The organism is Halorubrum lacusprofundi ATCC 49239, from assembly GCF_000022205.1.
Classification (GTDB): domain Archaea; phylum Halobacteriota; class Halobacteria; order Halobacteriales; family Haloferacaceae; genus Halorubrum; species Halorubrum lacusprofundi.
Map to the genome: position 1 here is coordinate 870,980 of NC_012029.1, position 20,526 is coordinate 891,505.

A 20,526-nucleotide genomic window follows, 5' to 3' on the forward strand; every position below is an offset into this window, starting at 1 on the left:
GCATGACGGTTCGATACGATGACTTTTCGGTGGAGTGGCTCGGCTACGCGACGGCGCGACTGGAGCCCGAGGGCGGCCCCGTCGCCTACACTGACCCGGGTCGATACGGCGTCCTCGACGACTACTGGGCGCGGGACGGCGACATCGTCGTCGTCACCCACGACCATCACTACGACCCCGACGGCATCCGATCGGTCGCGCGCGAGGATGCGACGCTCGTGATCTACGACGCGGTCGACTCCGCGGGGATCGACCGCGACGTGGAGTCGATCGACTCGCTCGCCGACGACTACGACGTGATCCGAGTTGACGACGAGGCGCGCGTCGACGTGGCGACCCCGGCCGGCGAGGTCGCCGTCTGGTCGGTCGCCGCGTACAACGACCCCGAGGGGCCCAACGCCGGGCCGGACGGCTCGGTGATCCACCCGCCGGGGTTCGGCTGCGGATTCCTGCTCGGGCTCGGCGACCGCACCGTCTTCTGGCCCGGTGACTCCGACGCGTTCGACGGGTTCGCGGAGCTCGACGTGTCGATCTTCCTCGCGAACATCGGCGGCGGTGGGCTTGTTTCTGACCGCCACGCCGCCGCAGAACTGGCCGAGGCGATGGACCCCGACCTCGTCGTCCCGATCCACTACGACACCTTTGAGCAGTTGGAAGCCGACGGCGAGGCGTTCGCGGGCGACGTGGCCGCCCGCTCGATCCCGGTCGCGCTCGACGCGCGCTCGGCGAATCAGTAGCGCCGCGAGAGGAGACCGTGTCGGCGACGACCCTCGCAGGGGGTACAGCTCGTCTACTGTCGTCGCGCGATCAGCGCCGCCGCGAGTGCCGCGATTAGGGCGGTGACGACGCCGAATCCGGGCGCTTGGCTCTCCGAGCCGTCTTCGCCGTCGCTCGTTCCGTCTTCACCGTCGCTCGTCCCGTTCTCGCCGTCGTTCGTCCCGTTCTCGCCGTCCGTCGTGTCCTCACCGTCGGCCGCCTCTTCATCTTCCGTCTGCAGCTCCTCGACCGCGGTCGCGAGCGTCTCCGTCGACTCGATCACACTGCGCGGCGCCGGCTGGTTGAGGTAGTTCACGTTCATCACGACGTAGTTGCCCTCGACCCCGGCGGTCGTACTGGCGTACGGCTCCTCGTCGAGGATTGACGCCTCGGGGTCGGTGACGAGGATCAACTTGGGATCGGTCTGGAGGATGATCTCGTTCGAGAGCTGGGGGTAGCCGTCGCCTTCCGCGGCCGCGACGTTGTCGGTCCCGCCGATCTGCATGATCTCGTTAATGAACGTGTTCCCGCCCGCGACGAACCCGTCACCGAGCGGGTACAGGGCAGCGGGTCGGTCGAGGTCGGCGGTGCGGTTCTCGGCATCCGTGACGGCCTGATTCATTTCCTCGTTCGTTTCGGCGGCGGCCTCGCAGTTACCGACGAGACGGCCGGTGATCTCCGTCTTTTCAGCGATGTCTTCGACCGAGGTCGCCGCAGGGAAGTGGTAGACGGTGAGGCCCTGTTCGCGGAGCGCCTCGACCTGTCCCGCCGACGCGTTCGGTGCGAGCACGAGATCCGGATCGGTGTCCACGACGCGCTCGACACTGACGCCGAACCCCTCGGCGGAGACGTCCGTCTTCTCGCCTGCGCCGTCGAGGTACGCGGCGTACTGCGTCACACCGACGACCCGGTCTCTCGCGCCGATCTCCCAGAGTGTCTGGGCGGCCGACGGATTGATCGTCGTGATCCGCTCGGGCCGCTCGTCAAGTGTGATCGTCGTTCCCGTGGCGTCGGTCATTTCGACCGGGAATCCACACGCGTCGTCCGTCTGGTGGACGCTCGGACCGCCGGTCGGGTTCTCAATCGTCGACGACTCCATCGTCGGCTGTGCGCCTGCGGCCGGGCCCGCGACGCCGCCCACGAGGGCGGTCGTCACGAGCAAGGCCATCGCGATGACGTACCTGTTTCGCATCGCATCGACGACGACGCTCGTCCAATAAGTATTTACCTACTACAAGTTTTGTTGGAGAACGAATGAGTGCCTGGGGACGGTCGGTCGGGTGGTCCGCAGCGTTAGCGGCGGCGCTGGCCGTCGTGGTAGTCGTAAGCGCCGCGATCGGTCCCGTCCGGATTCCGCCCGCTGAGGTGGTGATGGCGGTGTTAAACGCGCTTGTTGTTCCCGTCGGAGTCGAGACGACCTCGCATGGTGTCGGACTTCTCACACTTCCGAGCATCGACCTCGCGTACCGGTCGCCGTTCGCCTTTCCCGTCAACGACGTGCACCAGCGGATCGTCGTCGGCGTCCGGCTCCCGCGGATCCTCATGGCCGCACTCGTGGGATTCGCGCTCGCGGCCGCCGGCACGGTGATGCAGGGGTTCTTCCGCAACCCGATGGCGGACCCGTCGATCATCGGTGTGTCCTCGGGCGCGGCGGTCGGCGCCGTCACATTCATCGTCTTCCCCGTCGCGCTGTCGACGACCCTGACGCTCCCGGTCGTCGGCGCGGTCGACATAGCGCTCTCGTACGGTGCCGGCGTCAGCCTCTTCGCGTTCGTCGGGGCGCTCGTCGCCGCCTTCGGCGTGTACGCCATCGCGACCCGGCACGGTCGGACGCCGGTCGCGACCCTGCTCCTCGCCGGCGTCGCCGTCCAGACGTTTCTCGGCGCGGTCATCTCGTACCTCCAGCTGCAGGCCGGCGAGTCGCTCCGCCGGATCGTCGCGTGGCTGATGGGCCATCTCTCCGGGGCCGCGTGGAGTGATGTCGCCGTCACCGCGGTCGTCGTGCCGCCGCTTTTCGGCGTCCTGTTGGTGTACGCTCGCGACCTCAACGTCATGCTTCTCGGCGAGGAGGAGGCCCAGGGGCTCGGTATCGCGGTCGAGCGCACGAAGCGAATCCTGCTCGGGGCCTCGGCGCTGATCACGGCTGCGGGCGTCGCCTTCGCCGGGGTCATCGGCTTCGTCGGGCTGATCGTCCCGCACATGCTCCGGCTGGTCGTCGGCCCCGATCACCGCGTCCTACTCCCGAGCGCCGCGCTCGCGGGCGGGTCGTTCCTCGTCGCCGCCGACACGCTCGCGCGGTCTGGAAGCACGGAGTTACCGGTCGGAATCGTCACCGCGGCCGTAGGCGCGCCTTTCTTCATCTACCTGCTCGTGACCCGGGAGGTGCACGAGCTGTGACCGCTGAACAGTCTCCCGCCGGCGACACCGATCCGTCGCCGGTCGCCGCCGAGATCCCCCCGATCGAGGTCAGCGACCTGTCGGTCTCTTTCGGTGACGTACCGGTCGTCTCGGGGGTCGATCTTCGGGTCGAGCGCGGGTCGATCGTGGGGCTCGTCGGCCCGAACGGTGCGGGGAAGACGACCGTCCTCCGGGCGATCAAGGGGACGCTCTCGCCCGGCGCCGGCGAGGTCCTGCTCGACGGTGACCCCGCCGAGTCGCTGTCCGCGCGCGAGGCCGGACGGCGGGTCGCCAGCGTCCCGCAGGAGACGAGTCTCGCGTTCGACTTCCGGGTGCGGCAGATCGTCGAGATGGGACGGACGCCGCACCTCGGGCGGTTCGACGGCCACGGCCCCGACGACGAGCGTGCGGTCCGCGAGGCCATGGACGCCGGGGGCGTCGCGCGCTTCGCCGACCGAGCGATCACCGAGGTCTCCGGGGGCGAGCGCCAGCGGGTCCTGCTGGCCCGGGCGCTGGCACAGGAAACCCCGTCGTTGCTGCTTGACGAGCCAACGGCCAGCCTCGACGTGAATCACGCGGTCCGGACCCTCGAACTCGTCAGGCGGCTCGTCGACGACGGGCGCGCCGCGCTCGCGGCGATCCACGACCTCGACATGGCCGCGCGGTACTGCGACGAGATTGTCGTCCTCGCGAACGGCGGCGTCCGGGCCGCCGGCCCGCCCGAGGATGTGTTGACGGCGGGGACGCTCCGGGACGCGTTCGACGCCGAGGCGTTCGTCGGCGAGAATCCGGCGACGGGATCGCCGACGGTCACCGCGTTCGACGGGGGCGGCGGGGGCGACTCGGCCGACTCGGCCGAACTGGCAGAGTTGCTCCGGATCCACGTCGTCGGGAGCGGTCAACCAGCAGGGCGGGCCGTCGCGCGACTGGCCGCGGCGGGTCACGCCGTCTCCGTCGGCGTCATTCCCGAGGGCGACGCGGCCGCTGGGATCGCTGCCGACGCGGATGCGCAGATCGTGACGGCGCCTCCGTTCGCGGCGGTCCCGCCCGAACGGCGGGCCGAGGCGGTCGTCTTCGCGCGGGAGGCCGACGTGACGGTCGCGGTCGGGGAGGCGGGGAAAGCGGGATCAGAAGCAGGCGGCGAAACCGCAGCGAACGCAGCGGTATTGACCGCAAGCGACCGAATCGCACACGTGGACGACACATTTGACGACGGCGAACTGCTCGACGCGGTACGCGGGAGAACTGCGGACACCGCGCCGGACCGATAAGACCGGGTGAAACGGCACCGTCGCTAACGGGTGTGAAAACGGGTATGAATGGCGGACAAGCGGGGTGGCCCGGCGTTCCGACGTGGGGTATCCCGGTTGCCTTCTCCACCCCGCGACCCGACGAGCGACGGGCGTCCGGCGGTGGGCTGCTCGCTTCCGCGCCTGACCCAGTGTCGCCGACGAACCGCGACGGACCGCTCCTGCGAGCGGGCGTCGCGGACCGCTGTCCCCGGCGGACGAGGCTTCCACGTTGGCTCTCGGGGCCCGCGCCGGTCAGACCGGACGCGCCCGCTGTTCGGTCCCCGCTAAAGACTACCTCACGGGTGACGAGCGGGGCCTAACCGCCCGACCTAGTCCACTTCGAAGTATACGGCTCCACCTTAAGGGCCTTTCGTTCGCCGGATATCTGGTCGCGTCGTGAGCCGACGCTATGCCAGCAGCTCTCGGGCGTACGCGGCGGCGGCGACCGGTATCAACACGGAGAGCGCGACGACGACGCGTGCGTGCCACACCAGCCAGAGGTTGTCGCGGAACATCGGACTCGGCTCGATCGCCGTCGCCCACGCCGCCGCGCTCAGGGTCGTCGCAACGCCGAGGACGACCGCGGCGCCGGCGAGGGTTCCGGGGTCGAGGTTACCGCGCTCGACAGAGGCGACGACGACGACGCTGAGCAGCGCGAATAGGGCGATTCCGGCGCCACCGACGACTCCCGACGCGTAGTAGTCGGCGAGCTGCGACGCGTACGATCCCCCCGACAGGACCGCGTACGGTGCGGCGAGCGCGAGCACGGTGACGACGCCGGCGGCGATCCCCACTCGACGCGAGATGTCGCGGAGCTCCATGTCCGAGGTTGGGTGGGGGACAGCGGTAAAAGGACCGGATTGGGGCGGGGTGTCTTCGCGAGGCGCTCTGTTCTCGAGGCGTCTGTCGCCGCGCCACCCCTCCTCGCGCCGACGCGCTCCCGTACCGTTTTGAGTCACCGGTGCGGAGGGGAACGCATGAGCCTCGACGTCGATTCGCCGGAGCCGCCCGAACTCGCCGCCGTCGACCCGAACGAGTACGAGGACGCGGAGGTCGCTGGCGGCGAGTACCGCCGCGACGATCTGGAGGCGCTCCTCCACGAAGGCGCGTGGGAGGACGCGTTCTCCGAGTGGTCCGACACCACCGACATGGACGAGGAGGACTGGGCGATCGCCGTCGACCTCGGACTCGTCTCCCGATTCGACTTCTTCTGGGACGACTTCGCCGACCGCGTCGGCTACCACGCTCCCGGGCTCCCCGAAGACTGGAAGGAGCGCGACCTCCACCCAGATCTCGACTCGTGGGGGACCGTCTCCGCGATTAACGCGGGACTTACGGAGCTCGGGCAGATCGTTTGCGAGACGCTCAAAGAGGAGTACATCGACTGGGAGGCCGACTTCGAAGCGCCCGACGACCTGCCCGACTTCGAGGAGTAGCGCGCGGCGCTCCCGGGTGATTCAGCCGGTTAGTGCCCCCAGAGGTTCCCGTCCGGGTCGTACCGCGCATCCATAATTCGGTCCCACTGGGCGTCGGAGAGATCGAGGTCGGTCGCGGCGACGTTTTCCGCAAGTTGGTCGGTCGTGCGCGCGCCGACGATGGGAACGCAGGTGAACTCGTCCCACTCAGTGAGCCACGCGAGCGCGACCTGCGCGGGGGTCGCGTCACACTCGTCGGCGACCTTGCGGACCGCATCGAGCACCCTCCAGCCGCGCTCGGAGAGGTAAAAGCGCTCGAACCGGTCGTCGAGGCTCGCTCGCGAGCCGTCCGGCGCGATCACCTGCTTGGGATCGTCCGGATCGGCGCGCTCGTACTTCCCGGTGAGGAACCCGCCCGCCAGCGGAGAGTACGGGCAGACGGCCAGATCCTGATCGGCGCACACGTCGAGGTACTCGCTCACGTCCTCGTAGTAGCCGGCGTGGTGGAGCGGCTGGACCACGTCGAAGCGCGCGTAGTCGTTGGCGTCGGCGGTCCACAGCGCTTTCATCAACTGCCACGCCGCCATCGTCGATGCGCCGAGGTAGTGGATCTTCCCTTCCGAGACAAGCTCGTCGAGGACCCGCATCGTCTCCTCGATGGGCGTCTCCTCGTCCCAGCGGTGGATGTAGTAGATGTCGAGGTAGTCGGTGTCGAGCCGGTCGAGCGTCCCCTCAACCTGCGCCCGGATGTGCTTGCGCCCCAGCCCCGAATCGTTGGGACCGGGCTCGCCGCGCCCGTCGAACGGGAAGTACACCTTCGAGGCGATCACGTAATCCTCGCGCTCGCGCTCCGCGAGCCACTCGCCGATGTACTCCTCACTTTTCCCGTTCGGCGTCCCGTACACGTTGGCGGTGTCGATGAAGTTTATCCCGTGGTCCGCCGCCGCGTCGAGGAGTTCGTGCGCCTCCTCGCGGCCCGTCTCGACGACGCCGTTCGTCTCTCGTCCGAAGCGCCACGTCCCGAAGCAGAGCTCGGAGACGTTGAGACCCGTGTTACCGAGCCGTCGGTAGTCCATACCCAACCCACCCGTTCTGTGGGCATAAAACGCCGTGACCCCGTTTCGGCCGATCGGGGCACCCCGGACTTGATGTTTAAGTCGATTCCCCGCGGATAGTTATCATGGAACACATAAAGTACGCGTACACTCGCGGGATGGACGACGCCGAGACGACCGAGCGGTTACGCACGGCGCCGTCTGGCGTCCTCTCGCCCGCACGGGGTAACGACGCGTACGCACTTCCGCTGGCGCACTACTACGACGGCGAGAAGCTCTACTTCCGTCTCGGATTACGAGACGGGAGTACGAAGCGGGCGTTCTGGGAGGCCACCGACACGGCCTGCTACGTCGTCCACGGCACAGAGCCTACCGACGATCCACAGGAGATCGACTCGTGGAGCGTCGTCGTCACTGGGCGGCTCACCGAACTGTCCGAGGCCGAACGCGAGCGCTTCGACACGGCGGAGATCAACCGTCACTTCACGCCTATCCGCGTCTTCGACGAGGCCATCGAAGACGTCGACATCGTCATCGCCGAGTTCGTGATCGACACACTGACGGGACGAAAGACGCCGGCCGCAGATCGCTAACGCCGGTTACGCGGCGTCGATGTGGCCGGGTGATGCCGACTCCGCCGTATTCAAATATGCGCGCGAAGACCAACGGATATGGACGATATCGACGACCAGTACACGCCCGCGGACGTCGAGTCGGCGGTCGACGAGTACTGGGACGAGAGCGACGCCTACGATTCGGCGAAGGAGGCGCACGCCGACGACCCGCCCTTCTTCTTCGTGGACGGGCCGCCGTACACCTCCGGCCAGATGCACCTCGGCACGGCGTGGAACAAGACGCTGAAGGACGCGATCATCCGCCACAAGCGGATGACCGGCCACCGCGTCACCGACCGCCCGGGCTACGACATGCACGGACTCCCGATCGAGGTGAAAGTCGAGGAGGAACTCGGCTTCGAGAACAAGCGGGACATCGAGGAGTACGGCATGGAATCGTTCATCGAGAAGTGCAAAGAGTTCGCCCTACGCAATCGGGCGGCGATGGACGAGGACTTCCAGTCGATCGGCGTGTGGATGGACTGGGACGACCCCTACGAGACGATCGATCCCGAGTACATGGAGGCCGCGTGGTGGGCGTTCTCGAACGTCGCCGATAACGGGCTCGTCGAGCAGGGGAAGCGCTCCATCTCGCAATGCCCGCGCTGTGAGACCGGACTCGCCAACAACGAGGTCGAATACGAGGACGTTGAGGACCCCTCCATCTACGTGAAGTTCCCGCTCGCCGACCGCGAGGGAAGTCTCGTCATCTGGACGACGACGCCGTGGACCATTCCCGCGAACACCTTCGTCGCCGTCGACGAGGACCTCACCTACAACGCGGTCCGCGCCGAGAGGGACGGCGAGAGCGAACTCATCTACGTCGCCGCCGACTGCGTCGAGGACGTGCTCCAGGAGGGTCGCTACGAGGAGTACGAGGTCGAAGCCGAGCTGTCGGGCGCAGAGCTCGTCGGCTGGGCGTACGACCACCCGCTCGCCGACCACGTCGCCGAATACCCGAACTTCGAAGGCGCCGGGCAGGTGTACGCCGCCGACTACGTCGAGGCCGACCGCACCGGACTCGTCCATTCCGCGCCGGGACACGGGGAGGAGGACTTCCACCGCGGTAGCGAGTTGGGCCTCGACATCTACTGTCCGGTCGGTCCCAACGGCGAATTCACCGAGGCCGCCGGGGAGTACGCGGGCGAGTTCGTCCGCGACGCCAACGACGACATCGTCGACGACCTGGTCGCCGACGGCCACATGCTCGCGCACGGCACAGTGAACCACAGCTACGGGCACTGCTGGCGGTGTGACACCGGCATCATCCAGCTGGTCACCGACCAGTGGTTCATCTCGATCACGGACGTGAAGGAGGACCTCCTCGACAACATGGAGCAGTCCGAGTGGCACCCGCAGTGGGCGCGGGACAACCGGTTCCGCGACTTCATCGAGGACGCGCCCGACTGGAACGTCTCCCGCCAGCGCTACTGGGGGATCCCGATCCCGATTTGGGTGCCGGAGGACGCCGAGGCCGGGAACCTCGACGACGATATGATCGTGATCGGCACCCGCGAGGAGCTCGGCGAGCGCGTCGAGGAGGACATCGACCCCAAGACGATCGACCTTCATCGCCCCGCCGTCGACGACCTGACGGTCGTCGAGGACGGGACCACCTACCGCCGAGTCGAGGACGTGTTCGACGTGTGGCTCGACTCCTCAGTGGCCTCGTGGGGCACGCTCGGGTACCCGAGCGATGAGACCGCCCACGACGAGCTGTGGCCCGCCGACTTCATCGTCGAGGCGCACGACCAGACCCGCGGCTGGTTCTGGTCGCAGCTCGGGATGGGAACCGCCGCAGTCGGAGAAATTCCCTACGAAGAGGTCCTCATGCACGGGTTCGCCAACGACGAGAACGGCCGAAAGATGTCCAAGTCTGTCGGTAACATCGTCACGCCCGAGGAGGCGATCGAGCGCGCCGGCCGCGACCCGCTCCGCACCTACCTGCTCAGCCACGACCAACAGGGAGTCGACCTCGCGTTCGAATGGGACGGACTCGGTGAGTTGCAGGGGAAGCTCAACATTCTCTGGAACGTCTTCCGATTCCCGCTAGAGTATATGGATCTCGACGGCTACGACCCCGCCGAGGCCGACCTCGATGACGGCGAACTCGAACTCGTCGACGAGTGGGTGCTCTCCCGGCTCCAGTCCGTCGAGACGGAGGTGACGGAGGCGTGGGCCGACTACCGCGTCAGCGACGCCGTCAACGCCGTGATCGAGTTCGTTACGCAGGACGTGTCGCGCTTCTACGTGAAGGCGGTCCGCGACCGCATGTGGGAGGAGGCCGACTCCGCCTCCAAGCGCGGCGCCTACGCGACGCTCGCGACCGCCCTCGACGAGACGACCCGGCTGCTCGCGCCGATCGCGCCGTACATGACCGAGCGCATGTACCAGACGCTCGACGGTGAGGCCACGACCGTCCACCAGCTCGACTACCCGGAGCCCGACGAGGATCTCCACGATCCCGAGCTTGAGCGTGACGTGGCCGTCCTCCGCGACGTGGAGGAGGCCGCCGCGAACGCCCGTCAGCAGGCCGGTCGCAAGCTCCGCTGGCCCGTGCCGCGCGTGGTCGTCGAGAGCGACGACGAGAACGTGATCGCCGCGGTCGAGCGGCTCTCGGATCTGATCGCCGACCGCGTCAACGCCCGCGAAGTGACCGTCACCGACGCCTTCGACGAGTTAGTCGAGACCGCCGAGCCGCAGATGGGTGCGATTGGTCCCGCCTTCGGCGCCGACGCCCAGAAGGTGATGAACGCGGTGCAGGGCGCGACCCGCGCGGCGGTCGAGGGCGGCGAGGTGACCGTCGACGGCGATCCGGTCGACCTCGCCGACGAGATGGTCGAGTACGTCGCGGAGCCGCCGGAACACGTCTCCGGTGCCGACTTCGACGGCGGCGCCGTCTACGTCGATACCTCCCTGACCCCGGAGATCGAATCGGAGGGCTACGCCCGCGACGTGATCCGCCGGATTCAGGAGATGCGCAAGGAGCTCGATCTGGACGTGGAGGCCCGGATCCGCGTCGGCGTCACGGTCGACGACGATCGGGTGGCCGACTTCGTCGACGAGCACGCCGACCTGATCGCCGGCGAGGTGCGCGCCGACGCGTGGATCGACGACCCGAGCGACGCCGCGGACGCCGAGGGCGGTCTCGTCGAGGAGTGGGAGGTCGAAGGTGTCGCGGTCACGATCGGAATCGAACCGGTCGCGTGACGACCTGATCGGGGCCTTCGCAGGTGAACGCACGACGGTCCGTGCGATCACGAAGATGTCAGACGCGGAACCGCCGCGTAACTGATCGTTCTTACTATTCCCGTTCTCAGAGCCCTGCGAAACGTTGTCATCCCGAAACCTATAGGTGACTTCTCCACCCACGGTCGTACATGCATGTCCGGGCGGCGCGGCCCGACGATGCGGAGGCGCTGCGGACGGCGGTCTCGCGGGCCCGCGAGGCGACCGTCTTCGACGATATCGGAGCTCCCCTTCTCGACGTGTCCGCCGCCGGCGTCCGCGAGGCCGCCGCGGAGGCCGAGTGGTCGTTCCTGATGGAGGACGAAGAGGGGCCGGTGGGCGTTGCCATCGCTCACCCCGACGTGGAGGTAACGACCGACGAATCGACAGACGCGGAAGAATCGGCTGACGACGCGAGAGACGCAAACGGTGGCGACCGAGAGGCCGAACTGCTCGCGCTGTGGGTCCACCCGAACCACGCGGGCGAAGGCGTCGCGAGCGAGCTGCTCGCCCGCATCGCGTCATCGGTGGCCGACCGAGGCGTCGGAACCCTTCGCGCGACCGTTCCCGCCGACAGCCCCGGGGCCACGGAGTTCTTCAGCGCGCACGGGTTCGTCCACCGTGGCACCTGTCGCGGCCCGGCGGGTGACGAGTCGATCGTCGTCACCGACGTGGACGCGCTTCGGTGACCGCGACGCGGACAGACCGAACTAGCTGATCGCCCGACGAACCGTCGTCACTTCAACCGTTCCTGGAGGAAGGAGGGGTGCGCCGCGGTGACGCCGTCCACGCCGAGGAGCTTCTCTGAGATGACGTCGCCGAGTTCGTCACCGTCGCTGGCGCGGACCTCAGCCATCAGCATGTGGTCGCCAGAAGAGGTGTACAGCGCCTGCACCTCGTCGAGATCCTTCAGCTTTCGAGTCGCGCCCACGTACTGTCCCGAGTCGACGTCCATCCCGACCATCGCGATCGACTGCGACGAGAGCTTCTTCGGGTCGACCTCCGCGGAGTAGCCGACGATCACGCCCTTCTCTTCGAGGCGGTCGATGTACTTTCGCACCGTCGGCTTCGAGACATCGGCCCGGTCGGCTATCTCCGCACAGGAGGCCTGCGCGTCCTCCTCCAACACAGATAGAATCCGTTCTTCCGTCGATACCGTACTCATACTGATTCTTTGTCTCGGCAGAAAAAATACCTTGCGAATCGAAAAATCAGACGAACGGACGACGAATCGCAGCAGGATCGACGGGCGATCCCGGTCTACGACCGCGTCAGGCGTGCTTGTCGAGGAACTTGTCGTGAGAGCGCTCCCACTCGTAGTCGTCGTCCCAGTACCGCTCGGCCAGCGGCTCCTCGGGCATCTCGCCGATCGCCTGCTTCTCCGCGCCGTAGGACTGCCGGTCCTCGTCGACGTAGAAGCGGCCGGTGAGGACCTCGCCCTCGTACAGCGACTCCTCGGTCTCGCGCATCATCTCTGCGGCCTCGACGCGGTCCGTCTTGTCGAAGTCGTAGTCGTCAGACTCGTTGACGTCGATGTAGGGGACGTACTGGCGCGCGTCCTTATTCCACGTCGGGCACTGCGTCAGGAAGTCCACGTGCGCGAAGCCATCGTGCTCGATCGCTTCAATCAGGATCTCTTTGGCCTGGTTCGGGTTGACTGCGGCCGTGCGGGCGACGTACGAGGCGCCGGCGTTGAGCGACATCGAGAGCGGCTTGATCGGCTCCTTGGCGCTGCCGGACGGCTGCGTCTTCGACTTGTGGCCCTTCGGGCTCGTCGGGGAGGTCTGCCCCTTCGTGAGCCCGAAGATCTCGTTGTTGAAGACGATGTACGCCATGTCGTGGTTCTCCCGGGCCGTGTGGATGAAGTGGTTCCCGCCGATCCCGTAGCCGTCGCCGTCACCGCCGGCGGCGATCACTTCGAGGTCGGGGTTCGCGAGCTTCGCGGCGCGGGCCACGGGCAGCGAGCGCCCGTGGATCGTGTGGAACCCGTACGTGTCGAGGTAGCTGTTCAGCTTGCCGGAACAGCCGATACCGGTACACAGCAGAGTTTCCTCGGGCGTGCGCCCGACTTCCGGGAGCGCCTGCTTGAGCGCCTTCAGGACGCTGAAGTCGCCGCAACCCGGACACCAGGTCGGCTGGGGCTCGACGCCGGGGGTGTACTCGTCACGGTCGATCTCTCGTTCCTCTCCGATTGCTGAAAACGTGCTCATGAGTTAGTCACCTGCGGCTGGGACGAAGGTGGTCTGATGGCCGGACGCATCGCCGTCGCCCTCGATGATCGCGGCCTCGAACCCGTCGACGATCTCCGCCGGCTCGAACGGGTTCCCGTTGTACTTCAACAGGCTCGACAGCTTCTCGCCGTAGCGGCCGAGGTTCTTCTGGATGAGCCCGCGGAACTGTCCGGACGCCGTCATCTCGACGACGAGGACCTCGTCGACGCTCTCGACGAACGCCTCGACCTGCTCCGTCGGGAACGGAAGCATGTCGGAGACGCCGTACGATTTCACCGAAATTCCGTCGTCGTTGAGCCGGCCGACCGCCTCCTCGACGGTGCCCTGCTGGCTGCCGAACGTGAGGATACCGTACTGAGCGTCGTCGGGACCGGCGTACGAGCCGGTGTCCTCGGTGTCGAGGTCGGCTCGGATCGCCTCCAGCTTCTGGGTCCGGCGGTCGATCTGCGCGACGCGGTTGTCCGCGTCCTCGCAGATGTGGCCGGTGGGGTCGTGTTCGTTGCCGGTCGCGAGGTAGCGGCCGCCCTTCTGGCCGGGGATCGACCGCGGGGAGACGCCGTCCTCGACGTCGTGCTGGAACCGGTGGAACTTCCCGTCGGCCGAGTGCGGCTCGTCGGCCAGCGCGTCCTCCGAGAGCGTCTTCCCGAGGGTCGGGTTCGGCTCGCGGTCGAAGTGGCTCTTCGGGACGTTCACCAGCTCGCCGCCGAGCTTCTGGTCGTACAGGAGGATCGACGGGATCTGGTACTCGTAGGCCAGCCGGAAGGCGATTCGCGACTGCTCGTACGCCTCCTCGACGGTCCCGGGCGCCAAGACGACGCGCTGGGAGTCGCCCTGTGAGGTGTACAGGACGTGTTCGAGGTCGGACTGCTCCGGCTTCGTCGGCATCCCGGTCGAGGGACCGGCGCGCATGGCCTCAACGAGGACGACGGGAGTCTCCGTCATCTCCGCGAGCCCGAGCGGCTCCGACATCAGCGCGAAGCCGCCGCCGGAGGAGCCGGACATGGCCTTTACGCCGGCGTGCGAGGCGCCGACCGCGAGCGCGGCCGCCGCGATCTCGTCTTCGACCTGCTCGGAGATCCCGCCGAGCTTCGGCAGGTTCTTCGTCATGATGGTGAACACCTCGGTCCACGGCGTCATCGGGTAGCCGGCGATGAACCGGCAGCCCTCGTCGATGGCGCCGTAGGAGATGGCGTCCGAGCCGGACATGAGCAGCTGCGTCTCGTCGTGTTCGCCGGTCGGCACCGACACGTCCGAGGCGTCCACGTCGTACTCCTCGCGGACCTGGTCGTAGGCGATCTGGAGGATCTCGAGGTTCGGCTCGAGGATCTTCTCCGGCATCGCGTCGCGCATGAGGTCCTGGACGTGGTCGAGGTCCATCCCGGTGATCGCGCAGGTCGCGCCGACGCCGGCGGTGTTGCGCATGACCTCGCGGCCCTGATCGCGCGCGAGTCCGCGGAGGTCGAGGGAGTATACGTGCCAGTTGTTCTCCTCTACGCGCTCCTCGAAGTCCGGAATCTCGGAGGCGTCGAGGAGCCCCTCGTCGTACACGATGACCCCGCCCTCGCGGAGTTCGTCCAAGTTCTCCGAGAGCGGCTTGATCTCTTCGTTCCCGTAGATGGCCTCTTCCTGCGGGTTGCGGGCGAACGAGTCGCCGAGCGCGAGCAGGAAGTTGTAGCCGTCCCCGCGGGATTTCACCGGATCCGAAGACGCTCGGATCTCGGTGTAGGTGTGGCCCCCGCGGATCCGCGACGGGTAGTGGCGATGCGTGAAGACGTTGAGCCCCGATCGCATCAAGGCCTTCGCGAAGTTCTGGCTGGTCGAAGCGATCCCGTCACCGGATCCCCCCGATATCCGCCAGATGAGTTCGTCGTCAGTCATAGTGGTATGTGAGCCCGTGAGGGCCTAGTGACTCGACTTTGTATTGGTTACCTCTTAGGGCTTGCTATGGAATCACAAGGAACAATCATGAAAGACCTTTAGGTGCTACCCGCTGCGAACGGCCGCGATCCGTTCCGCGCCCTTTTACTCGCCGCCCGCCCGACGGGCCGTATGCTCACATTCATCGGTCTCGGCCTCTACGACGAGCGGTCGATCACCGTCGAGGGGCGCGAGGCGCTCCGGTCCGCGGACCGGGTCTTCGCCGAGTTCTACACCAGCCGACTGGTCGGCGCCGACGTCGACGACCTGGAAGCGTACCACGACACGGAGATAGAGGTCCGGGCGCGCGAGGGCGTCGAGCAGGATCCGGAGGCGATCCTCGCGGCGGCGGAAGACGGCCACACCGCCTTCCTCACCGCCGGCGACACGATGATCTCGACGACTCACACCGACCTCCGGCTGCGCGCCGAGGAGCGCGGCATCGACACCCGCGTGATCCACGGCGTGACGGCCCAGTCGGCCGCGTCGAGTCTCACCGGGCTCCAGAACTACCGGTTCGGCAAGGCGACGACGCTCCCGTTCCCGTACGCTCACGGCGGCGACGACGTGCCCGGAAGCGTGATCGACACCATCGAGGCGAACCGCGAGCGCGGGCTCCACACCGTCGTCTACCTCGACATCAAGGTCGGCACCGGACCGACCGGCCCCGACCCGGACCACGAGGAGTACATGACCGCCGACGTCGCTGCCGGCCTTCTCGCCGACGGGTGGGAGGACGCGCTCGCGGTCGTCGTCGCCCGCGCGGGCTCGCCCGACGCGGTCGTCGCCGCCGACCGCCTGAGCGCGCTCGCGGACCGCGAGTTCGGCGACCCGCTCCACCTGCTCGTGATCCCCGGCGACCTCCATCACGTCGAGGCCGACGCGCTCGTCGGCCTGGCGGGCGCGCCGGCGGAGCTCGTCGAGGAGTAACTCCGGATCGACCGGTTGTTTGATATCCCGGTCCAACGTTATCATAGTTCATGGCAGACATTCCCATCGAGCGGCTGATGTCGACTGAGCTCGTCACGATCGACCCGGGGGCGGCCGCCGCGGACGCGGCGAACCGGATGCTGGAGACGGGAGTGAGTTCTATCCTCGTCGTCGACGACGACGGACACCTCGCGGGGCTGATCACCGCGACGGACTTCGTCTCGCTCGTCCGACGGAACGACCCGGAAGACGAGACTCCCGTCGAGGCGTTCATGACGACAGACATTGTCACCGTGTCTCCCGACGATTCCGTCGAGGAACTCGCCGAGCCGACGGACCGAGGGTACACGCACCTGCCGGTGGTCACCGCGGACAGCAAGCTGGTCGGGATAGTCTCGACGACCGATCTCACGACGTACGTCTCGGAGCAGCGGTGACCCTCCCGGCGGTGAGTGAATCGCTCGAAAGACAGTTCCCAGCCGACTAGCGACCCGACGCGGATATCTGATCGTCGTACGTGGCGCCCGCCGCGATCAGGAAGCCGATTATCGCGGTGACGAGTGCGATGCTCCCGATAGCGACGACGGCGACGGAGAACAAGTCGTTCGGGAGGACCTGCGCGGACGTCAGCAGCGAGACCGCCGTGACGAATCCGATCAGCAGTAGGAGACGCCCGAGCCGCGCGGCGTCGATCCCGTTATCACTTGACATAAGCCCTGATCTCGTTGATGACGCCGTCGTATTCGTCGTCACTTGCCTCCGCACCGAGCGAGTGGATAGACTGACAGATCCACATCCCTGCGGTGAAGTTCAACAGTGCAACGAACGACACCAGCCCGAGCTGCGAGTCCACAGTGAGCCCGATGAGGAATCCCAGCGGGAGCGTTATCGACATGATGGCGTGCGTGATCAACGACCGAGTTCCGAAGTCGTCCAACAAGCTGAGAACCCCTGCCATATGAATAATATAGGCACGAATGCGTATATATGCTCGTCCGAACGACATCATTCCCCCGGCCATTCGCCAGCCCGTCGCGGAAGTCAGACTGATCGGACGGCGTCAGACACCGGAAGAGTAATCAGATCTGCTATCACATGGCATGGTATGGATCTGAACGACCGGACCCGCGTCAGCGAGGTCATGTCGACACCCCTCGAAACGATCGGGGCGAACGAGCCGCTCCGGGAAGCGGCGCGTCGGATGAGCGATAGCGACATCAGCGCACTCGTCGTGACGACCGGCGGCGGCTGTATCGTCACACAAAGCGATATCGTCGGCGCCGTCGCCGAGGGGGAAGATACCACGGAGACGACGGTTCGGGACGTGATGACCCGGAACGTCGAGACCGTGACGCCGGACCTCATGATGGAGGAGGTGGCCGCGATGATGACGATGTACGGCGTGAAACACCTCCCGGTCGTCGACGACGACTACGTCGGGATGGTTTCTTCGACCGATATCGCCGAACACCTTTCGTGAGTGGGCCGGGGCCGGCAGGTCTCTCGCGGCGTTTATCGGAGGAGCAGCGGTGCACCGACCACGACACCCACCGCGATCAACACGAGGTTCCAGAACAGCACCGGCCGGACCAGTTCTCGCGTGATGCTCGCGGCGAACGCCGTCTTGACGAGGACGCTCGCGACCGTCCCCGCGACGACCCCCGCGACCGCGGTGTCGACGCTTATCTGACCGGTTCCCAGAAGCGAGACGGCCGTGGTCGTCGCCGTCCCGGAGGAGACGAGTCCCGCGAGGAACGACGTGGCGACGAACCCGCCAGCGCCGAACGTCCGCTCGGCGCCCGCCGAGACGACGAGCACGAGGAGGAACAGCGCTCCGAACGTCAGCGCGTTCCGGAGGCTGAACGGCGAGGTGAGCTCCGCCTCCATCGTCGTCTGCCAGTCGCTGCGCCACACTGCGATGAGGATGCCCGCGACCGTGATTGCGCCCAGCGGCGCGCCCACGATCAGGGCGGCCTCGGGGACGAAGACGGCGACGACCGCGGCGTTCCGGAGGGCCATCGCGGCGTTCGCGAGCAGGATCGAGCCGACGGCGATATCGAGTAAGTCCGCCTGCCCCTTCGCGCGTTTGGCCATCTCGGCGACGACCGCGGTCGAGTTCACGAGCCCACCGAAGAAGCCGGTGACCGCGTAACCGCGCCCCTGGTACCGCTTTACAAGCACGTAGTTGACGAAGCCGATGGCGCTGACGGCGACGACCAGCGACCAGATGAGACGCGGCTGGACCGCGCCCCACGGGTCGATGGTCTCCGCCGGGAGCAGCGGGAAGACAACGAACGCGATGATCGTGAACTCGACCGCGCTGCGAACCTCCTCCCGCGAGAGCCCCCACGCGAACTGGTGAAGCTCGCGTTTCAACACGAGCAGTAGCGAGGAGAGCATCGCCACCGTCACCGCCTCGATGAAGAACTCCTCGACGACGAGCGCGCCGACCCCGTACGTGACGAGCATCGACACCGACGTAGTCAGCGAGAGCCCATCAACCGCCTCCTCGACAAAGCTCCGGACCGCGAGCAGCACCGCGATGGCGACGATCAGCGCCCCACCGACGATCAGGAGCCCGTCGTGGCCGAGCAGCGAGAACACGGCCGCCGCGAGACTGATCAGCGCGAACGTTCGGATACCTGCGGATTTTTGAGACCACTCCCGCTCTAGGCCCAGAAACATCCCCAGCGCGGTCGCCAAGACCAGCTTCGCGACGTTCGTCTGGAGGTAGACCAGCGGGTCGATGGCGCTCAACACGGGGCGTCACCCCGTCGTCGCCGTCGCGGTCGCCCCGGGTCCCTACCCGACGGAGTCGTCGCGTGCATACGCTGAAGCAGTCGACAGCGACGCCTATAGCTTACCATATATGTCCATATAGTAACATTCTGTAGCAGAGCGCAATCCCGAAATACGGGCGCTCACGTCTCGGACGCCGCGTCAGCGGTTGGTCGGCTCCCGTGGGAGTTCGAGCGCCTCCGTCAAGTCGTGCTCCTCGCCAGTGAGCAGGTAGAGCACGTCTTCGAGGATGACCACGAGCTCCGGCAGCTCTCGCACGACGAGGAAGGTGATGCCGATCAGCGCCACGACCGCGAGCAGCTGGCTCATGATCCGGTCGGAGATCAGGAACGACACGCGGTAGGGGTCGCTCGCGCCGAACATCGCCAACACGAGGTCCGGGTACCACTGCATGTACTGGTTGCCCGCGACCACCGAAATGAACGTCGTCCGGAGGATGTTGAGGACGTAGATGAGCGAGACCGACACCGCGAGCCCGCGGAGCTTCCGTCGCAGCGGCGCCTCGACCGCCGCGACGAGCCCGCCGAAGATCGCCATGCTCCCGAGTCCTGTACAGGCGAGCACGATGTCGATCCGGTAGGTGTGTCCGTCGTCGAGCGTCCACAGGTAGGCCGCGTTGTACCCCTCGCTGCTCGCCACCCGCTCCGGCACGTAGCCGAGTAGGTCGATGAGCATCCCGGTCTGGGTCGCGACCGCCTCGATGAGGATCCGGCGAGGCTCGGGGAACGCCATGCCGCCGAGCGTGAACGCCGGAATCGTCTCGAACGGGAGGTAGATGAACAGCATGATCGCGATCGCTCGCGTGAGGGTGAACAGCGACCCCCGCCCGTTGTACAGCAGGTAGCCGGCGTATATACAGGCCGGAACCCCGACGAGCGCGAGGATCGACTCGACGTAGCTCTGGTGCTCGAACGCGAAGTACGGCACCGTGGTCAGCCAGAAGAGCCCGAACAGCGCCCACGTGCCGGCCGCGAGCGAGCGACCCGCCGCCAGCCCGCGGCTGTCGAGCAGCCACGCGACGGCGAAGAGGATCGCGACGAGCCAAGCGAACGTGAACGTGTCCGGCAACAGAGTTAGAACCGCCGGCACGCCGGAACCAAACATGTCCGAAGCGTCAGTCGGCGTCGGATAAAGCCCTTGTCGTTACCGACGAATCCTCGGGTAGATCGAACGAGAGATCGGAGCGGTCCGACCGCTCAGCGCTCGTCCGAGTCGAGCACGCGGATCTGGTCGCCACGGACCGTCACCGGAATCGGAACGGTCGCCTCGTACAGCTCGACAGTCACCTGGTCTTTCCCCTCGTCGATCCGCTGGACGCGGGCCTTCTCGCCTTTGAAGGGGCCGGCGATCAGCTCGACGATGTCGCCCTCGGCGATCCCCTCCACGTCGGGGGTCGGCGAGAGAAAGTGCTCGACCTCGGAGAAGGGGCTCTCCGCCGGGCCCTCCGAGCCCTGAATCACGCCGCGAGCGTGGGGGATCTCGTCGAGGATTCGGGCGAATACGCTCCCGTCGGTGGCCTCGACCATCACGTAGCTCGTCAGCTGGTCGGGGGCGATGACGGCTTGAATCTCCGGCATCTCCTTTTCCGCGAGCATGTCGGCGACGGTCCGCTCCTGCCTCGCGGTGGTCTTGACCGAGAAGATCGGCATTACGCGCCGACCCCCGGCAGGAGGCTCATGATCGCGAACATCAGGAAGCCGATGAAGCCGATGAGGAGGATCCCGGCCCCGGCGATCTTCGACACCTGGAGGAACTCGTCGGTGCTCGGCGTGCTCGCCAGTTTCAGCACCCGAATGTAGCTGTTGAGGTCGTACGGAACGTCCATGTTACGAGAGAATTCGTGGTGATCCGGTTTTTACCTTTTGATGCGAGGCGGACGGGAAGGGGCGGAT

The 20,526-nt window shown here is 66.8% G+C and carries 22 protein-coding genes and 1 other RNA gene; 10 read left to right on the plus strand and 13 right to left on the minus strand.

Translation table 11 applies throughout. The annotated features are described in order from the left end of the window. Window positions 1–2: 2 nt before the first annotated feature. Window positions 3–737 (plus strand): MBL fold metallo-hydrolase, encoded by a 735-nt coding sequence (locus HLAC_RS04350; protein WP_015909628.1) that lies wholly within the window; start codon window positions 3–5, stop codon window positions 735–737. A gap of 53 nt (window positions 738–790) precedes the next feature. On the opposite strand, the gene HLAC_RS04355 is transcribed toward HLAC_RS04350, so the two are convergent. Next, window positions 791–1,948 (minus strand): PGF-CTERM-anchored ABC transporter substrate-binding protein, encoded by a 1,158-nt coding sequence (locus HLAC_RS04355; RefSeq protein WP_015909629.1) that lies wholly within the window; start codon window positions 1,946–1,948, stop codon window positions 791–793. A gap of 62 nt (window positions 1,949–2,010) precedes the next feature. Between HLAC_RS04355 and btuC the strand changes: the two genes are divergently transcribed. Both btuC and HLAC_RS04365 read left to right on the plus strand, forming a co-directional pair. Continuing rightward, window positions 2,011–3,153, plus strand: coding sequence for a vitamin B12 ABC transporter permease BtuC (btuC, locus tag HLAC_RS04360; protein ID WP_015909630.1), 1,143 nt, complete (start codon window positions 2,011–2,013; stop codon window positions 3,151–3,153). After that, window positions 3,150–4,424 carry an ATP-binding cassette domain-containing protein gene (locus HLAC_RS04365; protein ID WP_015909631.1) on the plus strand — a complete coding sequence of 425 codons (1,275 nt, stop codon included), beginning with the start codon at window positions 3,150–3,152 and terminating at the stop codon, window positions 4,422–4,424. The genes btuC and HLAC_RS04365 overlap by 4 nt, the downstream gene beginning before the upstream one ends. Window positions 4,425–4,473: 49 nt before the next feature. On the opposite strand, the gene ffs is transcribed toward HLAC_RS04365, so the two are convergent. Together ffs and HLAC_RS04370 are read right to left on the minus strand one after the other, a co-directional pair. Continuing rightward, window positions 4,474–4,785: signal recognition particle sRNA (gene ffs / locus HLAC_RS13645), an RNA gene on the minus strand. A 67-nt stretch (window positions 4,786–4,852) separates the two neighbouring features. Continuing rightward, window positions 4,853–5,266: a DUF7548 family protein gene (locus tag HLAC_RS04370; protein WP_015909632.1), complete on the minus strand. Its 414-nt coding sequence runs from the start codon at window positions 5,264–5,266 to the stop codon at window positions 4,853–4,855. A 156-nt stretch (window positions 5,267–5,422) separates the two neighbouring features. On the opposite strand from HLAC_RS04370, the gene HLAC_RS04375 reads away from it, so the two are divergent. Next, window positions 5,423–5,881 carry a DUF7992 family protein gene (locus HLAC_RS04375; RefSeq protein WP_015909633.1) on the plus strand — a complete coding sequence of 153 codons (459 nt, stop codon included), beginning with the start codon at window positions 5,423–5,425 and terminating at the stop codon, window positions 5,879–5,881. A gap of 29 nt (window positions 5,882–5,910) precedes the next feature. On the opposite strand, the gene HLAC_RS04380 is transcribed toward HLAC_RS04375, so the two are convergent. Further along, window positions 5,911–6,936, minus strand: coding sequence for an aldo/keto reductase (locus tag HLAC_RS04380; protein WP_015909634.1), 1,026 nt, complete (start codon window positions 6,934–6,936; stop codon window positions 5,911–5,913). Between the two features lie 104 nt (window positions 6,937–7,040). Between HLAC_RS04380 and HLAC_RS04385 the strand changes: the two genes are divergently transcribed. The 3 genes from HLAC_RS04385 to HLAC_RS04395 all read left to right on the plus strand — a co-directional run bounded on the left by HLAC_RS04385 (window position 7,041) and on the right by HLAC_RS04395 (window position 11,446). Then, entirely contained in the window at window positions 7,041–7,508 is a 468-nt protein-coding gene (locus HLAC_RS04385) for a pyridoxamine 5'-phosphate oxidase family protein (RefSeq protein ID WP_015909635.1), read from the plus strand. A 78-nt stretch (window positions 7,509–7,586) separates the two neighbouring features. Further along, window positions 7,587–10,739 carry an isoleucine--tRNA ligase gene (gene ileS, locus HLAC_RS04390; protein WP_015909636.1) on the plus strand — a complete coding sequence of 1,051 codons (3,153 nt, stop codon included), beginning with the start codon at window positions 7,587–7,589 and terminating at the stop codon, window positions 10,737–10,739. Window positions 10,740–10,909: 170 nt separating this feature from the next. Further along, window positions 10,910–11,446 (plus strand): GNAT family N-acetyltransferase, encoded by a 537-nt coding sequence (locus tag HLAC_RS04395; RefSeq protein ID WP_015909637.1) that lies wholly within the window; start codon window positions 10,910–10,912, stop codon window positions 11,444–11,446. A gap of 47 nt (window positions 11,447–11,493) precedes the next feature. Here the strand turns inward: HLAC_RS04395 and lrpA1 are convergent, their stop codons facing one another. The 3 genes from lrpA1 to HLAC_RS04410 form a co-directional block, all read right to left on the minus strand. After that, window positions 11,494–11,922, minus strand: a complete 429-nt coding sequence (gene lrpA1, locus HLAC_RS04400) for an HTH-type transcriptional regulator LrpA1 (protein WP_015909638.1) — start codon at window positions 11,920–11,922, stop codon at window positions 11,494–11,496. Between the two features lie 106 nt (window positions 11,923–12,028). Beyond that, on the minus strand, window positions 12,029–12,967 hold the full coding sequence (locus tag HLAC_RS04405) for a thiamine pyrophosphate-dependent enzyme (RefSeq protein ID WP_015909639.1): 939 nt from the start codon (window positions 12,965–12,967) through the stop codon (window positions 12,029–12,031). 3 nt (window positions 12,968–12,970) lie between these two features. Next, the gene (locus HLAC_RS04410; RefSeq protein ID WP_015909640.1) at window positions 12,971–14,866 is read right to left on the minus strand and encodes a 2-oxoacid:acceptor oxidoreductase subunit alpha; all 1,896 of its coding nucleotides are present in this window, start codon (window positions 14,864–14,866) and stop codon (window positions 12,971–12,973) included. 171 nt (window positions 14,867–15,037) lie between these two features. Here HLAC_RS04410 and dph5 point away from each other — a divergent pair, with 171 nt between their 5' ends. Continuing rightward, window positions 15,038–15,835: a diphthine synthase gene (gene dph5 / locus HLAC_RS04415; protein WP_015909641.1), complete on the plus strand. Its 798-nt coding sequence runs from the start codon at window positions 15,038–15,040 to the stop codon at window positions 15,833–15,835. A 50-nt stretch (window positions 15,836–15,885) separates the two neighbouring features. Beyond that, a complete protein-coding gene (locus HLAC_RS04420) occupies window positions 15,886–16,272 on the plus strand; it encodes a CBS domain-containing protein (protein WP_015909642.1) in 387 nt (128 codons plus the stop codon). A 46-nt stretch (window positions 16,273–16,318) separates the two neighbouring features. Here HLAC_RS04420 and HLAC_RS19440 read toward each other — a convergent pair whose 3' ends face one another. Beyond that, window positions 16,319–16,546, minus strand: a complete 228-nt coding sequence (locus HLAC_RS19440; RefSeq protein ID WP_015909643.1) for a hypothetical protein — start codon at window positions 16,544–16,546, stop codon at window positions 16,319–16,321. Then, complete coding sequence (locus tag HLAC_RS19445; RefSeq protein ID WP_015909644.1) at window positions 16,536–16,793, minus strand: hypothetical protein; 258 nt, start codon at window positions 16,791–16,793, stop codon at window positions 16,536–16,538. The genes HLAC_RS19440 and HLAC_RS19445 overlap by 11 nt, the downstream gene beginning before the upstream one ends. Window positions 16,794–16,940: 147 nt before the next feature. Here HLAC_RS19445 and HLAC_RS04430 point away from each other — a divergent pair, with 147 nt between their 5' ends. Beyond that, entirely contained in the window at window positions 16,941–17,315 is a 375-nt protein-coding gene (locus HLAC_RS04430; protein WP_015909645.1) for a CBS domain-containing protein, read from the plus strand. A 32-nt stretch (window positions 17,316–17,347) separates the two neighbouring features. Here HLAC_RS04430 and HLAC_RS04435 read toward each other — a convergent pair whose 3' ends face one another. The 4 genes from HLAC_RS04435 to HLAC_RS04450 form a co-directional block, all read right to left on the minus strand. Next, complete coding sequence (locus HLAC_RS04435; protein ID WP_015909646.1) at window positions 17,348–18,595, minus strand: MgtC/SapB family protein; 1,248 nt, start codon at window positions 18,593–18,595, stop codon at window positions 17,348–17,350. Window positions 18,596–18,775: 180 nt separating this feature from the next. Beyond that, entirely contained in the window at window positions 18,776–19,738 is a 963-nt protein-coding gene (gene artA, locus HLAC_RS04440) for an archaeosortase A (protein WP_015909647.1), read from the minus strand. Window positions 19,739–19,830: 92 nt separating this feature from the next. Then, complete coding sequence (locus HLAC_RS04445; RefSeq protein WP_015909648.1) at window positions 19,831–20,283, minus strand: transcription elongation factor Spt5; 453 nt, start codon at window positions 20,281–20,283, stop codon at window positions 19,831–19,833. Further along, window positions 20,283–20,459, minus strand: a complete 177-nt coding sequence (locus HLAC_RS04450) for a protein translocase SEC61 complex subunit gamma (protein WP_006628863.1) — start codon at window positions 20,457–20,459, stop codon at window positions 20,283–20,285. Before HLAC_RS04450 ends, HLAC_RS04445 begins: the two co-directional genes overlap by 1 nt. Window positions 20,460–20,526 lie beyond the last annotated feature (67 nt).